Below are 25,697 nucleotides of genomic sequence, written 5' to 3'. Positions count from 1 at the left end.
CTACCAATTACTTATAAACTTATTACCTACTTCTCTAGCTATACGATAATCATTCTCTATTTTCTTTTTTCTAGTAGTTAGAGAGCTTACTCGACATTTATTAGGTGGTTCAATTGATATTATTTTCACCCCAGATGGTGGGTTTTTAATGAATGATATTGACTCATTGTAATTATAATAATAATTGCTTAATTTTTGGGCCAATTTTTTATGTTTTCTTAGTATTAATCCTGCTATAAAAGTCTCTATTCTATCATAAAAACGAGCAGTTTTACTTTTAGCTCTTATTACTACAATTGTTTTAGCTCCTAAGCTATAGGCTTTTTTTACTGGCAATGGATCTGCTACACCACCATCTGTCATTTCTTCATCATTATACTTAGGAAAACATCTATATATACATGGCACAGCACAGCCAGCTTTTAATATTTGATAAAGGTTATGACATTGAGGATTTATATACACAGGCTCACCAGTGGCTACTTTAGTTAATACAATATAAAACTGTACTGAATCACTTAAAGTAAACTGCTGATTAAATATTTCTTTTTGGGTTATATCCCAAAGCCAATCCAGATCCATTAAGTGTCCGCCCTTTATGAACCTATTCCAATTAATAAAGTTTTTTCTTAACATGTAATCTGAATATATTGAGTAAGTTTTTTGATACATATTAGCTAAATATGCAGTTAAGTTATTTGCTCCAGAGGATACTCCAATACATATTTGAAAAGGATTAAACCTTTTATCCACAAAACTATCCAATATTCCAGCAGCAAATATTCCTCTCATAGCGCCACCTTCAACTACTAATGCAGTTCTATTACTCATTTTAAAACCTCGCTCATTATAGATACACCTAGTATTCCCTAAAAAGACGAGGTTAATAGCAAGATTATTTATTCCATTGTTTTAAAGCCTGTTTTCCCATTTCTAAACCAAGCTCATAGTCTTTATTAAGTATTAATAAGTCTCTAGTTAATCTCTCTGTTTGAAAAGATATTGGGGGATTAATTTCTATTACCTCAGCATCAACTGGTGGATTTCTAAGGTACTTTATTGCCCTTCTATACTTATATGCCTTTTGAGAAATTGCTTTTCGTAATTGAGGATTATTTCTTAAATAGATAGTAGACATTGCTCTATCCATTTTATCTGAAACTTTGTAATCGTATTTTCTAGTTCTTACTACTAAAATTTTTCGTGCTCCTCTATTATAAGCATCTTGAACAGGTAATGGGTCGCCAACCCCACCATCCATTAGATATACACCGTTTATTTTAGGCATATTACGGTGTACTATGGGTACAGATGTTGCAGCTTTTAAAGCCTGAATAATGTTATTTTCATTTGGCTCTATATAAACTACCTCTCCATTTATGGCATTTGCAGTAACCACTATTAATTTGGAGTTTTTTAAGAATATCTCCTTTAGTTTTAGGTTGTTAGCTTTCATTTGCTCATCCCAAAGCCAATCTATATCTAACAGATTTCCCCCCCTTAAAAACCTTCTCCAGCTTTTAAATCCTTGATTAATCATATAGTGGGTAAATATTTTGTAGCTATAATTATAGAGACCTGCTAAATATAGCGCTACATTAGGAGCCCCTGCAGATACTCCATAACATAAATCAAAGGGATAAAAATCATTTTTAATAAAGGTATCTAACACTCCAGCAGTAAAAATACCCCTCATTGCTCCGCCTTCTATTATTAAACTTGTTTTATTATTCACTTTTTTTATATTTGCTCCTTTAATATCAATTAAATAAGTTACTATAGATATTTTAGTATACATGAAGATAAAATTAAATGTAAATTTTTAATTCTTCATGTTATCTTAAAAATTTGTTAAGAATTAAAATATTATATAAAAGAGTACCCTCTAATGAAGGTACTCTTATAAACCCACTTGTTGGAAAACCAACATAGCTGGCTGGCCACATTATATTAATGTACTTAATCAGTATAACATTGTAAAACAATTTTTGTCAATAAATATAATATATTATATTTACTAAGTTTTTATAGACAAATATAATATAAGCATACAAATATTTAATTTTCTTTTATATCATTAATTTATAGTTGCCGAAATAGTTAATTGTCTTAATAATCTTATATTAATATTAGTTTATTATCATATTACTTTATATATGTTATTATTTAGATAACACAAATTATATTTAGGAGAAGCTAATGGAGACATTTGCAATACCCGCAGTTGGCGGAATTATTGAACGTATAATCAAAAATGAAAAATATATTCTTATTCAGGATAGAGTAAAACAAGAGCCTCATTGTATTCAAGGAATGGTTGAAATTGCTGCAGGCAAAGTGAGGGCTTTTGAAAATGTTTATAATTGTTTAAGAAGAGAAGTTTTTGAAGAAACTGGCCTAAACGTTATTAGTATTAAAGATGAAGATAAAGCTGAAATATATGAAATCGATAACTATAAGGTAGTTAATTATCAACCTTTTTCTTGCTCACAGAATACTAAAGGTGATTACCCAATAATGGTAGAAGTTTTTATTTGTAGGGCTACAGGGCAATTACTTAATAGCACAAATGAGGCCTGTAATTTTAGATGGGTAAGTTTAGAGCAGTTAAAAAGAATGTTAATCTTTAATACAGATATGTTTTATGCAATGCATGTAAGTACCTTAAGAAAATATTGTAATAGCTTAAGTATATAAAAAATAACAAAGCATCTTTTACCAACAGATACAAAGATGCTTTGATGCTACCCTTACGTTAACTCGGTAATTTTTATTTTTGCTTTTAAGTGCTCTAAATCTCTAAGATTTATAATACCAGTGGCTGTTTGCATGGCGGCTGCCGAACCACAAGCTGCTCCCAATTTTAATACCTGTTTTATTCCTAAGTTTTGTTTATAAGCCACAGCAATTCCTGCCATAGTAGCATCACCACAACCAACCGTACTTTTGATTTTAATTAAAGGTACCTTAACTTGATATAGCTTGTTTTTCCAGAATGCTAACATTCCTTTTTCTCCCAGGCTAACTATGGCTATCTCTATACCTTCTTTTTTAATTCTGCTCAATGCATTTATATATTGTTGGATACTATTTAGTTTTATTCCTGACCATTCTGCTAACTCAGTCTCATTTATTTTTACTAAGGTAGGTTTAGCTTTAATGCCTTTATATAATGCCTCAGCTTTAGCATCTAAAAAAAATGGTACATTATGTTTTTGAGCAATTTTTATTAAATCGGCATAGGCTTCATTATTTATTCCTTTAGGTAGGCTGCCTGAGGCTGTAATTACACTGGCTTTTTTAATATTCTGTTTATATAGGTTTATAAATTGTTGATACTCTTCATCGGTTAAAGTTGGACCGTTTTCTCTAACCTCTGTGATAAAATCTTCATCAATAATTGCTATACAGCGTCTTGTAGGCTGTGTAATATTAATAATAGCGTAGTCTATGCCAAGTCTAGCTAACTCACTGCAAATAAATTGACCATCCGAGCCACCTACAGGCTCAATTACTAAAGTATCTTCTCCTAAAATTTTAGTTATTCTGGCAACATTATTGCCTTTACCTCCTGCAACTCTAATAACATTTTGGGTTCGATTAATTTTACCTAACTTAAGCTTCTTGATAGTTAGAGCCACATCAACAGAGGGGTTTAAACAAATACTCACAATCATAATAAACAGCTCTTTCCTTGGCTACCAAATAGCTTTATTTTATTATTTGCTATTTCAGTAACAGCCTGTTGTCCCAGCCTTAAATATCTGCGCAAATCTATCTCCTTAGGGTTATGTTCCAGATACTCTTTTATGGCATTTGTAAAGGCAATTTTCAAATCTGTAGCTATATTTATTTTGCTGATTCCACTTTTTATAACCTCTTTTAATTGAGCTGCACTTAATCCTGAAGCCCCATGTAATACTAATGGTATATTAGTGTTATTTTTTATGTGTTTAAGTCTCGTTATATCTAGTATTGGAGCTGTCTTATAGGGGCCATGCTGACTGCCTATTGCTACAGCCAAAAAATCTATGCCAGTTGCTTTAATAAATTGCTGAGCCACTTCAGGATCGGTATACCAATTGCTTTTCACAACTGTTTTTGTTCCTGCATTAAAACCACCTACACAGCCTAATTCTGCTTCGATAGCTGTTTTTTTATTTATGGCATAGTCTACTATTTTTTTAGTTTCAACTATATTTGTCTGTAAATTTTCAGTAGACATATCTATCATAACACTGTCAAATCCTATATCTATACATTCTTTAATAAAGCCAATATTATGGCCATGATCTAAATGCATTATAATTTTGTTTTCACTACGCCACTCTTTATGTTTAACTAATGCATGTACCAAGTTAAAACCAATATGTTTGATTGTTGATGGGGATAAGGCTAAAATAACTGGAGATTGTAGCTGCTGTGCAGACTCTAGTATTGCATTAATGGTCTCAATGTTATAGACATTGAAGGCGGGCACAGCATAGCTGTTTTTAGAGGCATGCTCTAGGGCTTTTATAGCGATTAACTCTGCCAATTATTTCACTTCCTTATTAGTTAGTTTATTAATAAAAGACTGTGTTACAGGTTGTACTAATTGTTTGGCCAATAAAATTGCTCCACACGTTGGATTTAATAAAGGCTCTTGTAAAACACATCTGCTATCTACTGCTTTAAGCTCTTTTATAAGTGGACTAAAGATTATATTTTTGGATTTAAATATACCACCTGACCACGAAACTGGTATAGTCTTTAACCCTTTAAACTCTAAGCAATTAATTACAGATTTAACCTGGAGAGCTAACTCTTTAGCTGCAAGTTGATAAATATTTAAAGCATTATTATCTTTGTTTTGAGCAGCAAGAGTAACAATGGTTGCCAACTCAGCAATTTTATCTCTTCTACCATTCCAAGAAGTTATTTGCTCCACAATCTCAAAATCATACTTTAAGTTTAACCTCTCTTTTACAAGTGTATATATTAAGCTCTTAGTCATTCTTCCATCACATTGTTTAGTGAAAATTTCTAGTAGCTTTCTGCCAATCCAGTAAGCGGATCCTTCATCACCACAAAGATAACCCCAGCCACCACTTCTGGCCTCTTGTTTCTGATACTGTCCATACGCTAAAGAGCCAGTACCAGCTAATATATTAACCCCCCACTCTAATCCTAATGAGCCAGCAAACGCTGCCAAAACATCGTTTCCACAGCCATAAATTACAGGATAAAATAATCCTTTTATTATACTATTCATCTGTTCTTTAGCTTCTAAACTTTCACCATAACCTGGTAGAGCTACAAAAACTGACGTTAAGTTATTTTTTGTTATATTTGCTTGTTTTAGTGCTTCTTTAATACCGTTTTTAAGGGTAGTTATTAATCCCAAAAAGCCTACTTGCTGATAGTGACAGGTTGATGTTTGATAGTGGGCTTTTATCTCCCCATTTTCAGTTGCCACTATAAAACTAGTGCAGGTTCCACCACCGTCAATTCCTAAATAGTAATTCATGGTTAATCACTTACTATTGATTTATAAAAATCAGCTAGCTCTATAGTTTTTCCAGTAACACGGGAGTGTTCTGCTGCAAAAGCCATGATATGGCTTTGAACAGATTTATTAACTGAGGTAAGGGCTTTACTTGGCTTTTCCATTAAGAGAGCTATAAAATCTCTTGTTAGCCCTTCATCTCCACCTCCATGACCCCCGGCTATTTGGTTAGGAACTATTATTTGCTTTTTAGGCTTACCAAAAATAGACACTTCTATTTCATTTTTTAACATATGGGCTCTAATTTCACCATGAGTACCCATTAATTTTATTGTACGATTAACCTCAGTGGTAAAAGCTGATAGATTAAAAGTTGCGGTAATATTGTTCTCGAACTTCATTATTGATACTTGATGATCGACTACATTGTTGTCACTTTTATAAACACATTTTCCATAGTCTTCAGTATGAAGTGCTTTAATAATTTCTTTTTCTGTTTGCTCATTACAAATAACAGTAGTTGGCCATTTTCCTATATTTGGATAGTAGATTTTTTTTGCTGAGTACGGGCACATCTGTTCTATTTTGCAGCTTACACAGCGGTCGCCTGCTCCTTTGGGAGCTTCGCTGTGTTTAAAATGACTTAGAGAGCCAAAGGAGCTAATAGACAAACAGTCTTTCCCTATTAACCATAATAATATATCCATATCATGACAGCTCTTTGCTAATATTAAAGGGCTAGATGTAAAAGAGTTCTTCCAAATACCTCTTACAAAACTATGGGCAAAATGATAATAACCTATATTTTCATTATGCTGAACTGTAATTAATTCTCCAATTGTTTTATTATCTATTAGCTTCTTAAGCTCGCTAAAGAAAGGGGTATATCTTAAAACATGTCCTATTATAAATATGGTATTTTTCTCTTTTGCTAGCTCACTAAGCCTTACACATTCAAAAACGTTATTGGACATCGGCTTCTCTAGTAAAATATGATATCCTTTTTCAATAGCTTGCATAGCAGGTTTAAAATGCTTATCGTCTGGAGTGGCAATAATTACTGCATCACATAGCTTGGGCTGTTTTAATAGCTCACTGAAACAATGGAAGCTATTCTCAGGCTTAATTTTAAATTTATCAACCATTTGTTTACGTTTATGATCATCTGGCTCTGCTACAGCTACAATCTTAACCTGTGGGTAATAATTATAAATTAACTCACTATATACATCTTTACCTCTTTGTCCAGCGCCTATAATGGCTATTGTAGGGTTTTTCATAAGCACTCCTTACTTTTTATATTGATGAATAGTAACACCTTTTACAACTCTGTTTACTGTTCCTGAGGGCATAGGATTATCTGTATCAATCTCCAATAAAATCGACTTATAAAGCACTAAAATTTGGGCAAACAGTAAGTAGTTAAACATTAAATATATGTCTTCTTTTACATGATTATCGCCAGTTACATAGTTTATAACTGAATTAGGAACAACCACAGGCGAACTACTCAAGGCAATAATACAAGCCGCTTCATTATCTCTATTAATTTCGGTAATTAAATCTAGTTGATACTGCTGAGTATATTTGTTATTAGATAAAAAGGTCACTATAATTGTTTTATTATTTATAAAGGTCTTGGGACCATGCCTAAATCCTAATAATGAGTCATACAGGGGCACAACTTTTCCGGCAGTTAACTCCAACATTTTAAGACTTGCTTCTCTTGCCATCGCGGTTAAATCACCATCACCTAAAAATACTATTCTGTTAAAATCTATTTTAAGTAAATCTTTAATAAGATTTTCACTATTGCTAATTAGTTGCTGACCATTTTTAGAAACTGAATTTAAAATATTAGAAACTTCATTATGTACATCTGCTAAAAGCAAGGTACTTATAACCATGGTTGTGAAACTTGAGGTCATGGCAAAGGCCTGATCATCGGCCTCTTTTGGCATTAAAATTAGCTCTATATTCTCTTTATTGGCTGCATAGTTAGCTAAAGCACCGTTTTCATTACAGGTTATAAATATTTGTTTTAAGTCTGTAATCATCTGCTCGGCAATTTTAACAGCTGCAACACTCTCAGGGCTATTACCTGACCTAGCCATAGACACCAATAGAGTAGGTTCATCTCGTAAGTGTAAATAAGGAACAGCCACAATATCTGTTGTAGCAATAGGCTCTATGGTTTTTTTAACAGTCCTACTCCAAAAAGGCGCAGTGCATTGCCCAACAAACGAAGAACTGCCTGCACCAGTTAAAATTATTCTTCTACCTGCTGCCATTTTAGATATCATACTTTGATAGTTATTTTTAGCTACCTCTGCCCATAGCTGTGGTTGCTGCATAGTTTCTTTATATGTGTATTTTGCTCCATTTGGTATTGTAATTGTCATACTTATCTCCTCCTATTTTTGTACGCTCTAAGTATATCATTTATTGGGCATTTTTTTGATATTTTATCTGCCATATTAAGCAGGATTCATGGACATAAGGGCGAAGAATACTGTATACACGTTTATAGAAAGAGGAGATACTATGAGTATTGAATTAGTTCACGCAATACGTGGAAATATGGTTGAAACCATTTATCGTGGAGATATTGCTGTTGTAAACACCGAAGGAGATCTTTTATATAAAGCTGGTGATCCCGTAAATAAAATAAGCTATATTCGGTCTTCTGCTAAGCCTATTCAGGCACTTCCTGTTGTCGCCTCTGGCGCTGTTGAAAACTTTGGTTTAACTGAAGAGGAAGTTGCCATTTTTTGCGCTTCACATAGCGGTGAAGAAGAGCACACTTCAACAGTAAGATCTATTTTAAAAAAGATTGGTTTAGATGAAAGTTATTTACAATGTGGATCCCATCCACCTCTTTATAGAGCTGCTGCTGATGAGTTAGTAAGACAAGGCATAACCCCTAGCGAGGTACACTGCAATTGCTCTGGTAAACACTCTGGTATGCTTACCTTAGCAAGACAAAAAAATTATGAGCTAAATAACTACACTAGTATAGAAAACCAAGTGCAAAAAGATATGTTACAAGCCATGGCTACCTGTGCACGTTTAAACCCAGAGGATATTGTTTTGGGTGTAGACGGCTGTGGAGTTCCAGTACACGGATTATCTGTTTACCATATGGCTTTAGCATGGGCAAATTTAACAACTCCAAAATACTTACCCGATGATTTAGCTGTGGCAGCTAAAAAAATAGCAAAAGCTATGATTGCTTACCCTACAAAAATAGCAGGCACAGGTCGTTATTGTAACGCTCTTATAGAGGTTGGTAATGGTTTATGGATCAACAAAAGTGGAGCACAAGGTATTTACTGCTGTGGTCTATTAGATAAAAATATAGCAATTGCCCTTAAGATAGAGAGTGGCGTAGGAATAGCTGGTTACAGTGCCATGACTGAAACACTAAAACAGTTAGGATATTTAAATGAAGATCAGCTTGCTTCACTAAGAACGTTTCATAACCCATTAACAAAAAACCACCGCAAAGAAGCTGTGGGAGAACTAAAATCAGTATTTAAGTTAGAGAAATGCTAAGTAAAATAACAAAATAAATTATTAATAAAGGCTAATCACTAAATAATAATGGTTAGTCTTTTTTTATTGATAAGTTTACAGTAGGTTATCAAAATAGCTATGATAACCTACGTAACCATATCTAACAAACTTATTCACATATTTATTTTTAATAATGCATATTATTTAATTAGGTATATGTTAGTTTTATGTGAGGTGAGCTTATGTTTCTATCTTTTAATGTCTCTAGATTTAAAATACCAGCTTTAATTGTATGCACATTGATAATTGTAGTTGTCTGCACCCTTACCTTGTTTCCTACTGTTGGCCATAAACTATTGGCTGTAGTTGCTAGCAATAGAATTGTTCCAATTTATGCAGTACATACTGAAGAAAAAGTTGTTGCTATTTCATTTGATGCAGCCTGGGGTTCTGATAATACGGCAACACTGCTCGATATTCTTGATGAATATGATATTAAAACAACATTCTTTTTATGCGGTCGCTGGATTGAAGAATACCCCGAAAAAACTAAGCTAATTGCTGATCGTGGTCATGAAATAGGTAACCACAGCTTAACTCATCCCCATATGAACACCTTAAGCAGTGCCGAACGAAGCAAAGAAATTATGGAAACCCATAAACTTATTAAAGAAACTACTGAACAAGATGCTTGGCTATTTAGATGCCCCTTTGGAGAGTATAATAATGCCGTAATTGAATCTTGTCATAGTAATAATTATGAGGCAATTCAATGGGATGTTGACTCTTTGGATTGGCGTGAATATGCAGACGCCAATTATATTTACAATAGGGTTACTAAACGTGTAAAAGAAGGTTCTATTGTATTATTTCATAATAATGGCGCTCATACTACTGAAGCATTACCCCGTATTCTAGATTACTTTCAAGAAAAAGGCTTTAAAGTGGTAAAAATTTCTGATATTCTTTATAAAGAGAATTATGTTGTAGATCCAGCATCTGGTTTACAAAAGCAAAAAAAATCTTAACCGTGTTTTAACATAGGGAACAATTTGGTTATTTGGGAAGTCTTAAGATAAAGTTTTATAGAGGATTATAATTATGAAAAAATTAATTTCACTTACTACAGCAGTATTGATTTCAGTTTGCTTGCTTAGTGGCTGTAATGGGTCGAAATCAAGTAATGCTAATGCGACAGACATAACTACTATATCAGGTAAAATTACAGCCATTAATGATAATGAAATAACTGTTAAAGTCTTAACTGGCATTCATGTAGAAAGTGCTATTATTATTATTGAGGAAGCCACTGAGTATAACACAGAAGTAGATCACAAGTTTGCCAAAGACAATATCATTATTTTTGAAGTTGCCAAAAAACTCACAGATAAAAATCCTATTAATTTAGTTGCTAAAAAAATCATCTCTAATAAACCCATATAATTATTAAAGACTGCTCACTTTTTTGTGGGCAGCCTTTTTTATTGATTATAATAATTTCTAAAAAATTAGTCATCTAATGTCTCATAGGTTTCTCTTACTATTTCGGCACCTAAAGCACTCAATTTTTCAATAACGTGCTCATATCCTCGATCTAAATGAAAAATATTCTCAATAATCGTTTCGCCCTCTGCACATAATCCAGCTATTATAAGAGCAGCTGCACATCTTAAATCAGTTGCATAAACCAAAGCACCACTCAATGACTGGGGTCCCTCTATCATTGCCATTGAGCCATCCACTTTAATATCTACACCCATTTTTCGAAGCTCAGAAACACAACGAAATCTATTATCAAAAATATTCTCTATTATTGTGCTTACACCTTTTGCTTGTAAAAGTGCTATCATCATTTGCGATTGAATATCGGTGGGTAAACCAGGATAAGGGAATGTCTTTAAGTCTACTGCCTTAAGATTACCATTGGCAGATATTTTAATAAAATCTTCGCCCTCTTCTATTTTAGCACCCATTTCTCTTAATTTGGCAATTACAGCCTCAAGGTGAACTGGTATGACATTTTCAACTTTTATATTACTATTTGTTGCAACAGCCATAGATAACCATGTTGCTGCTTCGATTCTATCAGGAATTATGGGATGAGTCACACCTGTTCTATTGTCATTACCTGTTATTCTAATAGTAGCTGTACCTGCACCACGTACTTTTACTCCTATTCCATTTAAGAAGTTAGCTACATCTACTACCTCGGGCTCTCTTGCGGCATTCTCAATTACGGTTCTACCTTCTGCGCCAGCTGCAGCTAACATAATGTTAATTGTTGAACCAACACTAACTACATCTAGGTAAATTGTTGTGCCAATTAACCGCTCAGCCTCAACAGTTATGGTGCCGTGTTCAACTTTGCATTTTGCTCCTAAAGCTTCAAAACCCTTAATGTGTTGATCTATAGGTCTTAAGCCAATGCTACAACCACCTGGTAAAACAGCCTTAGCCTTTTTAAATCTAGCTAACAAAGCACCCAAAACATAATAAGAGGCTCTAAAACTATTCATACTCTCAGAAACTGCCTGCCATTCTGTCATAGTGCTTGAATCTACTTTAAATTTGCTTTGATCAATTTGCTCTACTTCAGCTCCCATTTCTTTCAAAATATGCTGAAATGTCATTACATCAGTTATTTGAGGCACATTCTCTAATATGCATGTATCTCCTGCTAATATAGTGGCAGGAATAATAGCTAAAGCTGCATTTTTTGCTCCGCTAACACTAATAGACCCTTTAATCGTCTTTTTGCCTTTTACTTTTATCCTACTTGCCAATTCGTTTTCCTCCGATCCAACAATTCGCCGGATGCCCTTAATAAGCATTTCTATAATTAATTATCTAGCTTTATTTCTCTAAAACTAATTCTAACATATTTCTACAACTTGAAGTAATTTTTTTTTAAGGTAATCTTAATATTTCTATTATAATAAATAACTACTCTAGTTTACCAGTATATGCATCTAAAAAATACACTTCTTTAGTGCCATCTTCACTTATTGTATCAATCTTCCATACAGGCTTTAATGGCCACATAAACGGTATATTCTCACTTTGATCTAAATCTGATTGTTTTAATCCAAAGTATATCAATTTAATATTATCTATTGAAATATTTCCCTCATAAGGTTTTTGCCCAGCCAAAAATAATAGTGCTTCGGCTGCAGATATTTTTTTAGTTTTTTCACTTAGGCTTATCTTTTCATTTATTTTATCAATAAAATTCTTATTATTCGCCTTTTTCTCAAGTTCCGAACGTTTTACCTCTACAATACTGCCGTTGCTACTAATCTTAACCCTAGTATAACTACTAATATCATATACCTCTAAGTCAATAAGTTGGGTAAAAGTAAATGAGTAAAACACTTCATCATTCTCTTCAATTTCCTGCATACCACTAAGGATCCAATTATTAAATTCTATACCTAAAGCATTCTCTAAATCTTTTTTAAGTATACCTGACATAAAGCTAATTTTATGATTGTCCTTAATAATATTTAAATACGACTTACTCATTAACCTATCTTGCCTATTTAAGTTATTATAATAATAATCATTTCTGCCAATTATTAAATACTCATTTTCAAGTACATACCTGCCCTCTGCATTAGGGAAAACCGTTTTAGTAGGCCATAGATTTTTAATTAAGGCATCTTTATCAACCAACTTATAGCCTACCTCAGGATTAACATTTGGGGAGACCCCTTTATCGAGTTTCTCCAATGAAACATCAATATTATATTTTTCTCTTAACAGAGTTAGCGTACTCTCATTAACAGCATTATACTCAGTTATTGTAATTGAGCTATTTCTCTGCATAATCAATTGGGATACTAAATAAAGATTTAACACTAAAAAGGTAACTATTAAGATTGTTTTTGCTTTAGACCAATTCACAATTACCCTCCTTAGCTTTACTCAACAATAAATCCATTCTCTTGAGGTACATTACTTGTTAAAGCATTAATTAAAAAACGCACAGCAACCCCATCACCGTTAGTTAAAGTAACTGCCCAATGCGGGGCTACTAAATAGCTATCTGTAAATTTATAGTCCACAAAATAAGATAACATGACATCAGATATCTTATAACCATTTTTTAAATAATCCTGAAATTTTGATACAACCTCGGCTGCATAAGGATTAAATTCTGTAGACACCTTCCACTTATCACTAGAGAGCTTTTCTATGGCATCTGAAGGCTCAATAGCAATTTTAGGCACCTTATTATGTCTACCTAATTCCCATACCTGACGTGTCATTTCTGTAACAATACCGCCCTCAGTTTCTACTGTGTAGGATGGAATACTATACAATACAGGTATATTATATTTTAAACCTGTTGAATAGGTATTATAAACAAAATTGATCTTATCTGTTTTTTTCCATGTTCTAACTAGTTTAACATCGCTCTCAAAGTTAGGCCAATTGGTATAGTTGTGTTCATTTGCAAACTTACTACTCTTTAAAAATTCATCAGCATAACTTATGGAATTTTTATTTTTATTTAAAGTAACAAAACTATACTCAATATGGGGTGCTTTATTATAGTCAATAGCTAACGTTGTTGAACTAAACAGATAGCGATATCTATTTTGGCTTAACACAATCTCTCGAGCTAAATTAGTATTCGTAAAGAATATAGAAAGCCACTTTTTACGGTCCTGAGTTTCAGCAGACATCATAATCTCTGGAAAATCCGCTCCATAATTAGTTATGAAGTTTGATGGCAGATATACACCAGTTAAAATAGAGGCATTTCCATAACCCCCATCGTATACACGCCAGCCATTATCACCATTACCTCTAAATGTCTTTATACCGTTTTCAGGCCATGCAACATCTTCTAACACTACCTTGTATAATGTTCTGTAGTTTAATGACCGTAAATATATTTCCGGTTTATCACCCGTTGTAACCATTATTCTATCTATTTTCATGGAGACATTTTCGCCATTCCAAGATGGGAACATCATGTTAACAGGATAACTTCCTGCTAATAAAAACTCATAACTACTACTCTTAACTGTATTGGTCCATTCATCTAGATTAATTTTAGTAATATTTGCATTAGTGCCTGTTTTTAAAGACTCATAAACTCTGCTCCAAGCTTTTGAGGCAAAACCACTGCTACCAAGGTAATACATTCTACTAACAAATTTCCCATGATCTACCATTCTATCTGGTTCTAATAGTGCACTCAGTAATTTTTCCTCTTCAATATTCTTAACAATGGGCTGATCCTCAGGGTCTACAACTTGATGAACTGTTGCACTCTTTAATACCCAAGAGGGTAATGCCTCATAGTTTTTCACATCAGTCCAAAGGGTTAGTGATAATACTAAACTCGTAAGTACTAATATAATTAATATTAGTGTTTTTATTCTTTCAAGTATCATAATACACCATCAACTGCCTTAACAAAAGGAAGTGTAAATCTTACCTCAGTACCCTCACCCATGATACTAAAGATATCTATATGACCGCCATGGGTTTCAATAATTTCTTTAGCAATAGACAAGCCAAGTCCCGTTCCACCTAACCTACGAGATCGTGCTTTATCTACCCGATAAAATCTCTCAAAAATGCGCGGTAAATCCTCTGCAGGTATACCAATACCATTGTCATGAATACTAACTACAGCAAAACTGTCTTCTCTTGTTAAAGTAACATTAATCTCACTGTCATTAGGAGAGTATTTTATGGCATTACTTAACACATTGTAAGCTACCTGCTCAATGGTATCACTATCAGCAAAAACCTCTGGCATGTCTGGCTTAGCTTCATAAGTTATTATTGTTGATTTCTCTTTGGCAGTTGCTTGCATCCTTTCGACTACCTGTTCTAATAAGCTATTGATTGAGAACCTTCTTTTATTAAACTTTACATGCTCTGAGTCGAGTTGAGATAGCTGCAATAAGTCACGAACTAATTTATTCATTCGGGTTGTTTCTGACACTATATCCGGCAACATTTTACGCTGGATGCTTTCGATTTGCCAAGCATACAGTTCTTTTAGTTGCTCATATGTTAAATCATACTCATCAAATGCATCTCCAGGTAAAAGCTGCTTAACTCTATCTCTATTGATATTTAACATTCTCCAACCAGCTTTTATAATATTTATTAGCTGTATGGGTGTTAATTTTTTTTCTGTTATATATTCTTGTAAAGTTTGTATTCTTACCTGAATATTTGTGAGTGGTGTTTTTAACTCATGAGATACATTGGCTATAAATTCTCTACGCATACGCTCTAATTTTTGTTGTTCAGTAACGTCTTCGAGCACCATAATAACTCCATTATGTTGTTTTTCACGTTTAAATGGAGCCTGTTGCATACGAATAGTACGACCTCCATCATAAGGAAGAGTAATCTCTTTTACAATGAGTCGATCCATCTTTGCTGTTTGTTCAATTTTATTTATTTCTAGTTTTTCAATTATTTCTGGTACCAATAAATGGGCTTCTTTATTTGGTAAAACTAATAACTCTTTCGCAAGAGGATTAATATGAATAAGTTCACCATTGATATCAAAAGCAATAACTCCGTTACTCATGTAAGTAAAGATTGCATCCATTTTACTTTTTTCATTAGATATTTCACCCAATGTTTGACTCAATTGCCTTGCCATAGAGTTAAACATATCACCTAAATGACCTATCTCATCGTTTGAATGAACCTCAATTTCTTGAGAGAAATTACCCCGTGCCATTTCTGCCGCACTTAAAGTAAGTTGTTTGATAGGTTTTGTAATAGTACCAGCTAAGGCTAAGCTAAGTATCATAGAGATTACTAAAGTTATCATTGTACCCATTAACATAGTACTTCTAATTTGATTAACGTTTTTGTAAACCTGATTTTCCATTGCAGCAATAGTATATAAATAGCCCAGTGTAATTTCATCACTAACTATTTTCTCACAACTTATTAAATATCTTTTGTTTTGATCCGTTACATTTTTTTTAATTTTAGTATAATAATTATCATCTGAAAGCTCTGCATTAATTAAAACATCATCAGACCAATATAAAAAATCATCACTGGGTCCATATATTAATTTTTTTTCATTATTGAACAATAGTATATTATATTTATCAACTGCAGCATTACTTGAATCATCATTGGGTCTTTGATACTTTAACTCATCTTCAATTATTCTACTTACATACTCAGTATCACTGATGTTATCTCTTAGTCTGTTTGCTAATACATGTGAGTTATCTTGAATTCGTTTTTCAAAACTACCTTCTAGCATTTTCTGGATGTTTGATATTAAGTAAAAACTTACTGCTTGCATAACTACAACTATTACTAATACATATATAAATACTAGGCGCCATTGAATACTTGCAGATCTACGCTTAAGTAGCTTTGTTGACATATAATTACCCTATTTTCTTTTAAAATAATACCCTACACCGCGTTTTGTTATAATATACTGTGGTGCACTTGGGATTTCTTCAATTTTTTCTCGTAAACGGCGAACTGTTACATCAACTGTTCGGTCATCTCCAAAAAACTCTTTATAGCCCCATACTTCATGTAAAAGATCTGCTCGAGAATACACCTTATCGGCATTTTTAGCTAAGAAACTTAGTAGCTCAAATTCTCTTATTGTTAATGCAAGTAGATTATCACTTTTATAAACTTCATATTTTTCTATATCAATCTTTAATTTTCCAAAGTTAAGCTGATTTACATTATTTAATTCTTGAACATTTAACACATTTGCTCTACGTAACTGAGCATTTACTCGGGCTAAAAGTTCCTGAGGATTAAAAGGCTTTGTAATATAATCATCTGCTCCAAGGTTTAGTCCTTGAACCTTATCACTCTCTGTTTCTTTGGCAGTTAGCATTATTATTGGAGTATTATGATTTTTCCTTACTTGACGGCACACCTCAAAGCCATTTAAACCTGGCAACATTATATCAAGTAATATTAAGTCTGGTTTTACTTGCTCAACCTTTTGAACTGCAAGTATACCATCGGGTGCTACATATACCTCATAACCTTGTTTTTCTAAGTTAAACTGAATCATTTCAGCAATTAATTGCTCGTCTTCAACAACAAGTATCTTAGCCGTCATTTATAGCTCCCCCTCAATTTATTTATAATTATATTATTTTTCTATATTATACAGTCTTTTTCCTGTATATTAATTGTTAATTTATGCGTTTAAACGCATTATAATCTAAAACTATACTCCTCTTTGCCAATGTGCCTTAGTTAAACCCATTTCGCTATATTCGATTAAGTTTTTATATGCTTGTACACAGTCTTCTTCACTAATATTATCAATTTTTTGTAATAATTGCTGATACTCTTGTACAACATTTATCACATATTGCTCTCCTCTACCACTTGCTTCTATTCGTAAAACACTGGCATTTAATTTAAACAACTCTGGTATTTTATTATATAGAGCTAAATCTTGACAATTATATAAGTAGGAGCGATGGCTGTTATCAAACACAAGTGGAAACTGATAATTTTTTCGGTCTTTTAGGCTGTATTTAGAAATTAAACAGTCATTATTACAGGTTCCTAATCCACTTAAAATACATGATTTGTGTATCATTAATAGTATTCTCCCATGGATTACTATCTCTATAGGTAAATCTGAAAGACTGACTAGTTCTGATATTTGTTTATAGTTAAGTTCTGGTGAAAATGTAATTCTACTAATATTTTGCTTTTTTAGTTCTTTAATAGTTAAGGCATTAAAAACTGGAATTCCAGATCCCGATATTAATTTTAGTTGTTTGTTTTTTAGATAGTTTAATTGACCTAAGTTATCTACTAAAACACTATTTATACCAAACTCTGTAAAGTAGTTTATTCTGTTTATTAAGTCATTAAAGTCTTTATCTTCTGTAATACGTGGTAGCCTTAACACAAGTTTATGTTTATTAAACTGGGATAGTTCTTGTAGTTCATTTTCACTTAAATTATGAAAAGTTTCACTACCTAAGTATACAAGGTCTGCCCCTACATTTAGCGCTGCTTTAGCCTCAGATAGAGTTTGAGCTGAAACAGCAAGCTTTGGGTGTTTTAGTATTTGTTGTTTTGTTGGATGTTTTTGATACTGTAATTGTTCCAATACCTCAGTATTACACTCTTTTAAGTTAGGGTTTTGGTGCTGTTTCTTGTGTTTTTTAGCCATTAACTTAGTTATTAACTGTCTACGACATTTATTAAGTTCAGCTGCTCTTACAGCAGGATTACCACTTATCTTAACATTACATTCAGCCAAATACCACATTGTGCCACCTAGTTTTCCCAATTGACTACATACATAATTCTCGGTAGCTATTTTGTTTAAAGCTGGCTCTAATGAGTTTTCACCTAATACTGTTACTTGATATCCATTACTATCAATTGCAGTTATTTCTAAAGGCTGATTAGCTGTTAAATTGGCAGTTATATTTAAGGCAAATTTAGCAAACGGTCTCCGCATTGCCTCAGTTACCTTACGCTGTTGCTCTATACTTACAACCCTAGTTACTTTATCACCAATTTTAACATTATCATTAGTTTTAATAGCAATCATTGCTCCTAAATTGTAGTCTTTGGGTAGCTTTAGGGTTTGAGTTTTTTTTCCATCATGCCAAGCTATTATATCCCCTTTAAATAGATTAGTTAAACACTTAATTTTTAGTTTACCTTTATAACAATCCTTAACAACAGCTACCTCAACTCCGCGGTTATCTGGTCGATCTATGTTCATTAGTTCCTGACCCTTTTCACCCAAAATAAGCCCCTTAGTAAAGCAGCGATTAAAGGCTTGTTTTAACTGATAGTTATCGCTTTTGCTAAAGTGGTAACTTTCAGCTTTATTTAAGGCTTCTCGGTATCTTGAAACAACTGTATAAACATAATCAGGTCGTTTTAATCTTCCTTCAATTTTTAAGGCACTTGCTCCGTATTTTTTAAGAATTGGTAAATGCTCTATTAAACATAAATCTTTAGGGCTCATTAAGTAGTTACCATTTGTTTTTACAGCAATGCCATCCTTCATTAAAGTATATGGTAAGCGACATGGACCAGCACAGGCCCCTCTGTTACCACTTCTGCCACCTATTATGCTACTCATTAAACATTGTCCAGAGTAGGCATAACACAAAGCACCATGAACAAACACCTCTAAGCCAATTTGAGGATATTGCTCATGCATTTTTTTAATGCTAGCAAGCTCTACTTCTCTAGCCAATACCACTCTTTTAAAGTTATTTTCAATTAGCAGGGGCAAGGCCTCTGCTGAGTGTATTGTCATTTGTGTACTGGCATGTAATTCAACTTGTGGTGCTACTTTTGATGCCAATTTAGCAACCCCTAGATCTTGAACTATAAAGGCATCTACACCACAGTTGGCTACCTCACACAAGTAGTTGCCCATCTCTAAAAGCTCTTGCTCATGGGTTAGGGTATTTACGGTTAAATAAACTCGTACATTATAATCATGTGCTAAGTCACAAGCTATTTTAAGCTCTTCTAATGTAAAGTTAGCTGCATTAGCTCGGGCATTAAATTTTTTACCCCCTAAATAAACAGCATTTGCACCAGCATATATTGCGGCTTTTAATGACTCAATACTGCCAGCAGGTGCTAATAATTCCATTGCTTATCCTCACTTCTATTTGTCACATTGTGTAAGCAAAAGGCAAATAGTGACTAACGCTACACTTAAATGTCGAACAAAGTTATTTAATGTCTTTTTATTATTGTAATTATAACAAAAATTATGTTGAATTGTGTTGTTTATTTTGTATAATATACTTCGTATGCTATAAGTGTTAGGAGAGTAATAGCCATGATTAAACAACCAAAGCTTGATACCTTCACTTTTATAAGCTTTATAGCAATTTCTATAGTTACAGTGATTTTATTTAATTTGTACCTATATTTTCGTGTTATTTAGCTTGTAAATAACCAACTGATAAGCCCATCTTCAAAGTATAATGTGCTAATTAATAATACTATTATAATTGATAAAGTTCAAAATTTTAAATATAGTTTATTTTTTAAACATAAATTAATATAATATTGTTAAGACTTTCTCTTAAACTCTTTATTAGGCATTATAAAAGGATTGCCAAAGGCAACCCTTTTGTTTGGGTTCACTATGTTTCGCGGTTTAGGTAATTGATAAAATAAGTGTACTCGAAAATTTGTAGGGTCGGGGTTCTCCCGACCATTTATTAAAGTATTAAGTTCACATTTATAAAAGCAAAACCATAAATAAAACAATCTTTTCTTCGTGTTCTTAGGTTCCTTATGGTTAATCAACAACTGCAATAAAATTTTCTATTAACTAGCTTAATTCTCTGGGGTAGTTTGTGAGACTGTAACAACCTTCTTCGGTTATAACTACATCATCTTCTATTCTTACTCCACCAACTCCAGGAATATAAATACCGGGTTCAATAGTAAAGACCATGCCTTCTTTTAATACCACATTATTACCTTCAACAATATAAGGTTCTTCGTGAACCTCTAGACCTAAGCCATGCCCTGTTCTATGCGTAAAATATAAACCATATCCTGAGTCTTCTATTACCTTTCGAGTAATGCGGTCTATTTCTTGACAAGTTATACCTGGTTTTGCTGCATCTCTACCGGCTTGGTTGGCCCGTTTTACTATAGCATATATCTTTTTAAGTTCTTCACTTACTTCTCCTACTGGTAGTGTTCGTGTTATATCAGAACTATAACCATTAAAAATAGCTCCAGTATCTATTATTACCATTTCGCCCTTGTTAATAATTCGATCTTCAGAAGTTGCATGTGGGTCTGAGGCTTTTGGTCCAGAGGCTACAGACAAAAAGCTGAGACTACATGGGGCATTGTTTTGCACAACATCCAATGCAGCTTTTTTAATATCACTTTCTTTAACGCCCGGCCTTAATACCTCTCTCACTCTCTTTAACATTGCGTCACTAATATCAGCAGCTTTTTGTAAATACTGTTGTTCTTGTGAGTCTTTACACATCCGTAACTCTGCCATTAAAGCTCTTGCATCTAATAGCCTACAGTTTGGTAGAGCTTGTTTTATTACATCATACTCTAATAAGCGAGCAGTTCGATACTCAAAAGCAATAGTAGAGTTTGGGTTAATATTATTTTTTTCAACCCAACGTTTAACTGTTGGATAAGGGCCTTCCTCATCAATATAGGTTATAAAGTTATCTATACCTGTTACCTTTTTTATTTTTGCTGATTCAAAGGCTGGACAATAAGCAAATATTTCTCCTTTTGCTGGAACAACAACCATAGTTGGACGCTCACTCATATGCATGTTTAAACCTGTAAAATATCCTAAATTAGCACCTGGAACTATAAATATATAGTCTATTGCTCTTGATACAGCTAGTTCTTGTAATCTTTTAACTCGCTCTTGATAATTAAACATTTTTTACCTCCTCAAATTAACTACATACTCATATTAATTAATTGATTTTCTTTATTTATCTTAGTGTAGTATCTATTTGAGATTACAAGCTAATTATCCTGCTTGTAACCAAAAAATAGCGGTATAGTGTTTAATTAACCTAGAGTTTAATGAAAAGTTATTCCGCAGAGCCTTCGGCATGCTAGTTTTTAAGTAAGGGAGGGTTGCCAATGCCAGTTTTTAATACAGGACACATCATTCGGGTTGTGGCTGCCACCACTATAAGCACAAACTAACTTCAAGTTATAAAGCTACTTAAAAAGTTTTCATCAAGAAATGTCCCTTGTGGGAGGGTTGCTGGAGGTATTGGGTTAGAGGAGTAGTCCTTAATTACCTCTACCTCAAAAAGCATGGCATATCTCACGGTGGGGTCTGGCCTCAACAGGACTAGCTTGCCAAGTCTACATAGTTAACTCTTGCGCTGGAAGTACTATCTACCTTACCAGCAAGAGGCCTGACACCTGTTGTAATTAAAACGTATAGTTATAACTTACGGTTTGTTTAAAGTGTTAGGATAGGTTTAAGAATATCTTTAAAAATAAAAAGCCCACCACAGTTTAGATGGGCTTATTTATCTATTGAGTTGTCACATGGTTATGACCATCTCCACTTTCTAACTCAAATGTTTTAATAATCATGTATGAACCCGTACTTGATACAGTACCTAATTCGTCTGCTTTAATGCCATTAATTAATAATTTATCATTAATACTATCATCACTAGGGTTTATATCAACTTCACCATATGAAACAATAATTCTGCCTACATTATCTGCACCAGCATATACTAATACTCTTATATGATTTGGTATTCCACCCTCAATGTAATTTTCCATAATATATGTTTGAATTGGTTTATTTTCATCTAAATTATCTATAGTAACATTATGTATGGAATCATTAGTTGGCGTTGTAGGAGCATCACCTGAATCCGTCTGTTCTGGAGTGTTATCATTGTAGAAGAATTTATTACCAGATTGCACTTCAGTCTCAGATACATTAGGATTAATTACAAACATTCCACCTATACATGATGTTAATTCTTTTTCTGTTACATATCTTTGCATAGAGTTAGCAATTAGTTGCATGTTACTCTTTAAAGCTTCTATTCTTGCATTCTTAATTGTTTGCATAACTCTAGGGACTGCTATAGCAGCTATTATTGACAAAATAGCTAAAACAGCTAATAACTCAAACAAAGTAAACCCTTTATTATTTGAAGAATTTTTTTTCATAAAGCCCTCTCCTCTTTGATATTTATATTGAAAAAAGAATAACATTGTACATCAAAAAAGTAAAGTACATACCATCTTTTTTAGGCAAACTATATTTATTAGAATATTCTGTATTTTAAACTAAATATAGTTTATAATTATTGTGCAACCATAACAAATGACATAAAAAAACAGCTATAGAAATAGCTGCTTAAGTTTTTTGCTACATATTTATTTCTATCGCGTTTTAATTTTCAACGTCTTTAGGTTTATTAAATAGCACAGTATTCATTGGCTTCTTTTTGCTTCTAAATACCATTTTTCTCCTTGATTGTGGTCGTAAGTATACTATTCTATTACGACACACTTTTACAACAGCCGATAACAGCTTTCCTAGTGTAAAGCTAGCAACCACCCCAATTGGCACACTTAAAACAAAGGCATTTAAGTAATTGGCTAAACCTAATGATAAGGGTTGAATTAAAGCATTACTCATCCAATAACCTACACTAAGTGGAAATGCCAAAAGCCCTGCTGCAAATCCCGCATATGTGGAAACATATATTAGCCAACCTGTTAGTACCCACAAGAGACCTACCCAAACACTTATTCCACTAAATCGCAATCTCTTTAACATATTATCAGTCCTCCCCTTAGGGTAAGAATTAGCTACTAATATATATGTTTTTTTTTCTGGCATTATGTTAAATTAATTGTATATAACACTATTTAATTAATTAGTTAATAAACTTTCAAACTCATTTAGAACCATATTTTTAGTTTCATAACAGATTTGTGGTAACTGTCCACCCCAAGCTTTTTCAGCTGCCTCAAAGCCTTTAATAAAGCCCACTTGTAGTTCCTTGGCTAGCTGAGGGTTATCATTTGTTAAACTGTTAGCAAATGTTATGATTCTAGTGGCTGTTTTTGTAACACCCCAATAGCCTTCTTCTGCAATGTTTAGTTTAGCTTGCTCTATATTGTTTTTGCTTATTTTATTTTTGTGGAGTAATTGCTGTAGTGCTTGTCTATAGCCCATAGCTTGATCTAAAACAATTTCCTGAGCCATTTTCATAAACCCATGACGCATCTTCAGTCGCTGCTCTTGCTGCATTTTTTCTATGTTGCTTTTACTTATTTTTTTTTGCTTTGGATTTATATACGTGTAATCTACTAGTTTTTGCTCACTTTTATTATACTCTATTGTTGAAGTTTTTGTTTGTTTTTGAGCATGTTTCTTGGGTTTAGCTAAATTTGAATTTTTTACAGCTGTATAAATTGCTGTATAGTTTGTAACCCTCATTTTAAATCCCCTTTTTGCATCTTTTGTATTTATATCGGTTTAGTTTTAGAGATCTAAACGTGTAATTTAATAAGAGCTGTTTCTTTAGCTCTAAAATTAACTAAGGAAAACAGCTCTTTTTATTTAACTATCAAGTTCTTTTATAACCAGCAATAAACCCTCATGTATGTTTATGTACGCTTCATCTTCAGTTAGTTCATTACTTACTCCTAGGGTATTACCCTGAGTCAAGGTATAGTTGTTTAGTGGATATTTTAATCCTGCTGTTGTAACACCTGTTACTTTATCAGTCACTGGTATTAAAGACACATACGCCCCTGGCTTACCTGTAATTTTTAAATCTTTATTTATAATCTCTAAAGAACGACCGTTATCATCACATAAACGCACTCTAATATTTTTATTAACATATTTTGTTAGTAAAAACACATTGCCAAAAACATGGTCCGTTCTTCTACCATGGATAGCAGCTAAAACAGTTATATCAACATATCCTTTTTCTACACAGTAATCCAAAGCGGCTTCTAAATCAGTAAAATCTTTTTCGGAGTCATAGATAACTATTTCACAACCAGTAGACTCTAACTTACTAATAACTCCCCTGGCACATGAATCCATGTCACCAATAACTAAATCAGGAATTTTTCCTACTTTTAGTAAGTGTTCTGCACCTAAGTCAGCACCTACCACCAGATCACATTCATTTGCAAATTTTAATAATGTTGGAGTAGCTGGGGCTTGACCACCACCTACCACCAAAGCTTTTTTAACTAACATTCCATTTTCTCCGTATTAATACCGTCATCACTACAACTGAAATTATTATTTCTGGTACCATATAAGTAGCATTATATTGTAAAGAAGCTATAATTGCAGCTGTGGTATCTAAGCCTTCCATCCAAAACAAAACACCAGACACTACATGTACTAAGTAACGCAATGTTCCTGCAAAAATAACAGCTATAGCAATACTAACAGTTCCCTGTTTTTGCCTCCAAAAACCCACTAAACCAAGTACGCCAAATGCCAGCAAATAATCTACAAAAAACTGAACCCAGTGTAAATAATAAGGTTTTATTATAAAACCAATAAAGCCAAATACACAACCAGCAGCAACGCCTACCTTTACACCCCTTCGCCAAGCTAAAAACATGATAGGAACCATACTTCCCAAAGTTACTGATCCACCGTTTGGTAATTGATAAATCTTAAGAAAATCAAATAAAACAGCAAGGGCTACCATAGCTCCACTTTCAACCAATATCTGTACTGATTTGTTTCTCACTTTCACACCTGCATTTCATGTTTTTTTCGATATGCGTTTATAGCAATATCTTGCACAACTTTTAATGGCACATTATTATTAAGTGCTATAGCTTTGCAAATTTCATACTCAGGTTTTATATTTACCACATTTCCTTGCCAAATGGCAACCTTTATTTTTATTTTTCCTAATTTAGTATCTATTATTTCAATTTTTCGCTCACAAATAATTCTTTGTTCTTGGTTTATTCTTACTCCTAATGTTCCAGAATGTTTAAATAGTATATTTATTAATGGGTTTACTGTATTTTCTTTTGCCATAATGGTTAAGGCTACAGCTGGTCGGTTTTTTTTCATTTGAATAGAACTAAAGCTAACATCAACAGCCCCATTTTTTAAGAGCTGCTCCATTAAAAACCCTAGGTTTTCTCCATTACTGTCATCTATATTAGT

The 25,697-nt window shown here is 33.1% G+C and carries 24 protein-coding genes; 4 read left to right on the top strand and 20 right to left on the bottom strand.

Translation table 11 applies throughout. The features are described from left to right. Nucleotides 1–831 (bottom strand): patatin family protein, encoded by an 831-nt coding sequence (locus IMX26_RS11835; protein ID WP_195158595.1) that lies wholly within the window; start codon nt 829–831, stop codon nt 1–3. 64 nt (nt 832–895) lie between these two features. Then, a complete protein-coding gene (locus IMX26_RS11830; RefSeq protein ID WP_195158594.1) occupies nt 896–1,735 on the bottom strand; it encodes a patatin family protein in 840 nt (279 codons plus the stop codon). Between the two features lie 464 nt (nt 1,736–2,199). Between IMX26_RS11830 and IMX26_RS11825 the strand changes: the two genes are divergently transcribed. Next, the gene (locus IMX26_RS11825) at nt 2,200–2,697 is read left to right on the top strand and encodes an NUDIX domain-containing protein (protein WP_195158593.1); all 498 of its coding nucleotides are present in this window, start codon (nt 2,200–2,202) and stop codon (nt 2,695–2,697) included. Nucleotides 2,698–2,750: 53 nt separating this feature from the next. Here IMX26_RS11825 and IMX26_RS11820 read toward each other — a convergent pair whose 3' ends face one another. Genes IMX26_RS11820 through IMX26_RS11800 form a run of 5 tightly spaced genes read right to left on the bottom strand, consistent with a single transcriptional unit; the run spans nt 2,751 to nt 7,890 of the window. Next, a complete protein-coding gene (locus IMX26_RS11820) occupies nt 2,751–3,677 on the bottom strand; it encodes a 1-phosphofructokinase family hexose kinase (protein WP_195158592.1) in 927 nt (308 codons plus the stop codon). Then, a complete protein-coding gene (locus tag IMX26_RS11815) occupies nt 3,674–4,537 on the bottom strand; it encodes a class II fructose-bisphosphate aldolase (protein WP_195158591.1) in 864 nt (287 codons plus the stop codon). The genes IMX26_RS11820 and IMX26_RS11815 overlap by 4 nt, the downstream gene beginning before the upstream one ends. Next, nucleotides 4,538–5,509 (bottom strand): BadF/BadG/BcrA/BcrD ATPase family protein, encoded by a 972-nt coding sequence (locus IMX26_RS11810; protein WP_195158590.1) that lies wholly within the window; start codon nt 5,507–5,509, stop codon nt 4,538–4,540. A gap of 2 nt (nt 5,510–5,511) precedes the next feature. Next, nucleotides 5,512–6,768: a Gfo/Idh/MocA family oxidoreductase gene (locus IMX26_RS11805; RefSeq protein WP_195158589.1), complete on the bottom strand. Its 1,257-nt coding sequence runs from the start codon at nt 6,766–6,768 to the stop codon at nt 5,512–5,514. 9 nt (nt 6,769–6,777) lie between these two features. Further along, nucleotides 6,778–7,890, bottom strand: coding sequence for an SIS domain-containing protein (locus IMX26_RS11800; protein WP_195158588.1), 1,113 nt, complete (start codon nt 7,888–7,890; stop codon nt 6,778–6,780). A gap of 142 nt (nt 7,891–8,032) precedes the next feature. Here IMX26_RS11800 and IMX26_RS11795 point away from each other — a divergent pair, with 142 nt between their 5' ends. The 3 genes from IMX26_RS11795 to IMX26_RS11785 all read left to right on the top strand — a co-directional run bounded on the left by IMX26_RS11795 (nt 8,033) and on the right by IMX26_RS11785 (nt 10,447). Then, entirely contained in the window at nt 8,033–9,043 is a 1,011-nt protein-coding gene (locus tag IMX26_RS11795) for an asparaginase (protein ID WP_195158587.1), read from the top strand. Nucleotides 9,044–9,246: 203 nt separating this feature from the next. Further along, nucleotides 9,247–10,032, top strand: coding sequence for a polysaccharide deacetylase family protein (locus IMX26_RS11790; RefSeq protein ID WP_195158586.1), 786 nt, complete (start codon nt 9,247–9,249; stop codon nt 10,030–10,032). A gap of 73 nt (nt 10,033–10,105) precedes the next feature. Beyond that, nucleotides 10,106–10,447 (top strand): hypothetical protein, encoded by a 342-nt coding sequence (locus IMX26_RS11785; RefSeq protein ID WP_195158585.1) that lies wholly within the window; start codon nt 10,106–10,108, stop codon nt 10,445–10,447. Nucleotides 10,448–10,512: 65 nt separating this feature from the next. On the opposite strand, the gene IMX26_RS11780 is transcribed toward IMX26_RS11785, so the two are convergent. The 13 genes from IMX26_RS11780 to larC form a co-directional block, all read right to left on the bottom strand. Further along, nucleotides 10,513–11,787 carry a UDP-N-acetylglucosamine 1-carboxyvinyltransferase gene (locus IMX26_RS11780; protein WP_243259123.1) on the bottom strand — a complete coding sequence of 425 codons (1,275 nt, stop codon included), beginning with the start codon at nt 11,785–11,787 and terminating at the stop codon, nt 10,513–10,515. A gap of 160 nt (nt 11,788–11,947) precedes the next feature. Continuing rightward, nucleotides 11,948–12,907 (bottom strand): hypothetical protein, encoded by a 960-nt coding sequence (locus IMX26_RS11775; protein ID WP_195158583.1) that lies wholly within the window; start codon nt 12,905–12,907, stop codon nt 11,948–11,950. Between the two features lie 17 nt (nt 12,908–12,924). Beyond that, on the bottom strand, nt 12,925–14,409 hold the full coding sequence (locus tag IMX26_RS11770) for a two-component system activity regulator YycH (protein WP_195158582.1): 1,485 nt from the start codon (nt 14,407–14,409) through the stop codon (nt 12,925–12,927). Next, on the bottom strand, nt 14,406–16,394 hold the full coding sequence (locus IMX26_RS11765) for an ATP-binding protein (RefSeq protein WP_195158581.1): 1,989 nt from the start codon (nt 16,392–16,394) through the stop codon (nt 14,406–14,408). The genes IMX26_RS11770 and IMX26_RS11765 overlap by 4 nt, the downstream gene beginning before the upstream one ends. 9 nt (nt 16,395–16,403) lie before the next feature. Then, nucleotides 16,404–17,102: a response regulator gene (locus IMX26_RS11760; RefSeq protein ID WP_195158580.1), complete on the bottom strand. Its 699-nt coding sequence runs from the start codon at nt 17,100–17,102 to the stop codon at nt 16,404–16,406. Between the two features lie 111 nt (nt 17,103–17,213). Then, on the bottom strand, nt 17,214–19,634 hold the full coding sequence (locus IMX26_RS11755) for a U32 family peptidase (protein WP_195158579.1): 2,421 nt from the start codon (nt 19,632–19,634) through the stop codon (nt 17,214–17,216). A gap of 693 nt (nt 19,635–20,327) precedes the next feature. Then, nucleotides 20,328–21,425, bottom strand: coding sequence for a Xaa-Pro peptidase family protein (locus IMX26_RS11750; RefSeq protein ID WP_195158578.1), 1,098 nt, complete (start codon nt 21,423–21,425; stop codon nt 20,328–20,330). A 614-nt stretch (nt 21,426–22,039) separates the two neighbouring features. Then, on the bottom strand, nt 22,040–22,699 hold the full coding sequence (locus IMX26_RS11745) for a type II secretion system protein (RefSeq protein WP_195158577.1): 660 nt from the start codon (nt 22,697–22,699) through the stop codon (nt 22,040–22,042). Nucleotides 22,700–22,925: 226 nt separating this feature from the next. Then, nucleotides 22,926–23,315 carry a hypothetical protein gene (locus IMX26_RS11740; protein WP_195158576.1) on the bottom strand — a complete coding sequence of 130 codons (390 nt, stop codon included), beginning with the start codon at nt 23,313–23,315 and terminating at the stop codon, nt 22,926–22,928. Nucleotides 23,316–23,411: 96 nt separating this feature from the next. After that, the gene (locus IMX26_RS11735) at nt 23,412–23,981 is read right to left on the bottom strand and encodes a hypothetical protein (RefSeq protein ID WP_195158575.1); all 570 of its coding nucleotides are present in this window, start codon (nt 23,979–23,981) and stop codon (nt 23,412–23,414) included. A 123-nt stretch (nt 23,982–24,104) separates the two neighbouring features. Further along, a complete protein-coding gene (locus IMX26_RS11730; RefSeq protein ID WP_195158574.1) occupies nt 24,105–24,758 on the bottom strand; it encodes a thiamine diphosphokinase in 654 nt (217 codons plus the stop codon). Continuing rightward, entirely contained in the window at nt 24,748–25,266 is a 519-nt protein-coding gene (gene thiT, locus IMX26_RS11725; protein WP_195158573.1) for an energy-coupled thiamine transporter ThiT, read from the bottom strand. The genes IMX26_RS11730 and thiT overlap by 11 nt, the downstream gene beginning before the upstream one ends. A gap of 2 nt (nt 25,267–25,268) precedes the next feature. Continuing rightward, nucleotides 25,269–25,691 (bottom strand): nickel insertion protein, encoded by a 423-nt coding sequence (gene larC / locus IMX26_RS18155; RefSeq protein ID WP_279324903.1) that lies wholly within the window; start codon nt 25,689–25,691, stop codon nt 25,269–25,271. Between the last annotated feature and the right edge of the window lie 6 nt (nt 25,692–25,697).

The sequence above is a fragment of the Clostridium sp. 'deep sea' genome, assembly GCF_014931565.1.
Lineage (GTDB): Bacteria > Bacillota > UBA994 > PWPR01 > PWPR01.
The sequence above is the reverse complement of the archived record's forward strand: the minus strand, read 5'-3'. Positions and strand labels throughout refer to the sequence as shown.

Coding starts and splice junctions, on each gene's coding strand:
- IMX26_RS11800 (WP_195158588.1), bottom strand. CDS start 7,890: ATGACAATTACAATACCAAATGGAGCAAAATACACATATAAAGAAACT.
- IMX26_RS11735 (WP_195158575.1), bottom strand. CDS start 23,981: ATGAGGGTTACAAACTATACAGCAATTTATACAGCTGTAAAAAATTCA.
- IMX26_RS11795 (WP_195158587.1), top strand. CDS start 8,033: ATGAGTATTGAATTAGTTCACGCAATACGTGGAAATATGGTTGAAACC.
- IMX26_RS11825 (WP_195158593.1), top strand. CDS start 2,200: ATGGAGACATTTGCAATACCCGCAGTTGGCGGAATTATTGAACGTATA.
- IMX26_RS11810 (WP_195158590.1), bottom strand. CDS start 5,509: ATGAATTACTATTTAGGAATTGACGGTGGTGGAACCTGCACTAGTTTT.
- IMX26_RS11820 (WP_195158592.1), bottom strand. CDS start 3,677: ATGATTGTGAGTATTTGTTTAAACCCCTCTGTTGATGTGGCTCTAACT.
- IMX26_RS11805 (WP_195158589.1), bottom strand. CDS start 6,768: ATGAAAAACCCTACAATAGCCATTATAGGCGCTGGACAAAGAGGTAAA.
- IMX26_RS11760 (WP_195158580.1), bottom strand. CDS start 17,102: ATGACGGCTAAGATACTTGTTGTTGAAGACGAGCAATTAATTGCTGAA.
- IMX26_RS11740 (WP_195158576.1), bottom strand. CDS start 23,315: ATGTTAAAGAGATTGCGATTTAGTGGAATAAGTGTTTGGGTAGGTCTC.
- IMX26_RS11790 (WP_195158586.1), top strand. CDS start 9,247: ATGTTTCTATCTTTTAATGTCTCTAGATTTAAAATACCAGCTTTAATT.
- IMX26_RS11745 (WP_195158577.1), bottom strand. CDS start 22,699: ATGAAAAAAAATTCTTCAAATAATAAAGGGTTTACTTTGTTTGAGTTA.
- IMX26_RS11835 (WP_195158595.1), bottom strand. CDS start 831: ATGAGTAATAGAACTGCATTAGTAGTTGAAGGTGGCGCTATGAGAGGA.
- IMX26_RS11730 (WP_195158574.1), bottom strand. CDS start 24,758: ATGTTAGTTAAAAAAGCTTTGGTGGTAGGTGGTGGTCAAGCCCCAGCT.
- IMX26_RS11765 (WP_195158581.1), bottom strand. CDS start 16,394: ATGTCAACAAAGCTACTTAAGCGTAGATCTGCAAGTATTCAATGGCGC.
- IMX26_RS11785 (WP_195158585.1), top strand. CDS start 10,106: ATGAAAAAATTAATTTCACTTACTACAGCAGTATTGATTTCAGTTTGC.
- IMX26_RS11750 (WP_195158578.1), bottom strand. CDS start 21,425: ATGTTTAATTATCAAGAGCGAGTTAAAAGATTACAAGAACTAGCTGTA.
- IMX26_RS11755 (WP_195158579.1), bottom strand. CDS start 19,634: ATGGAATTATTAGCACCTGCTGGCAGTATTGAGTCATTAAAAGCCGCA.
- IMX26_RS11770 (WP_195158582.1), bottom strand. CDS start 14,409: ATGATACTTGAAAGAATAAAAACACTAATATTAATTATATTAGTACTT.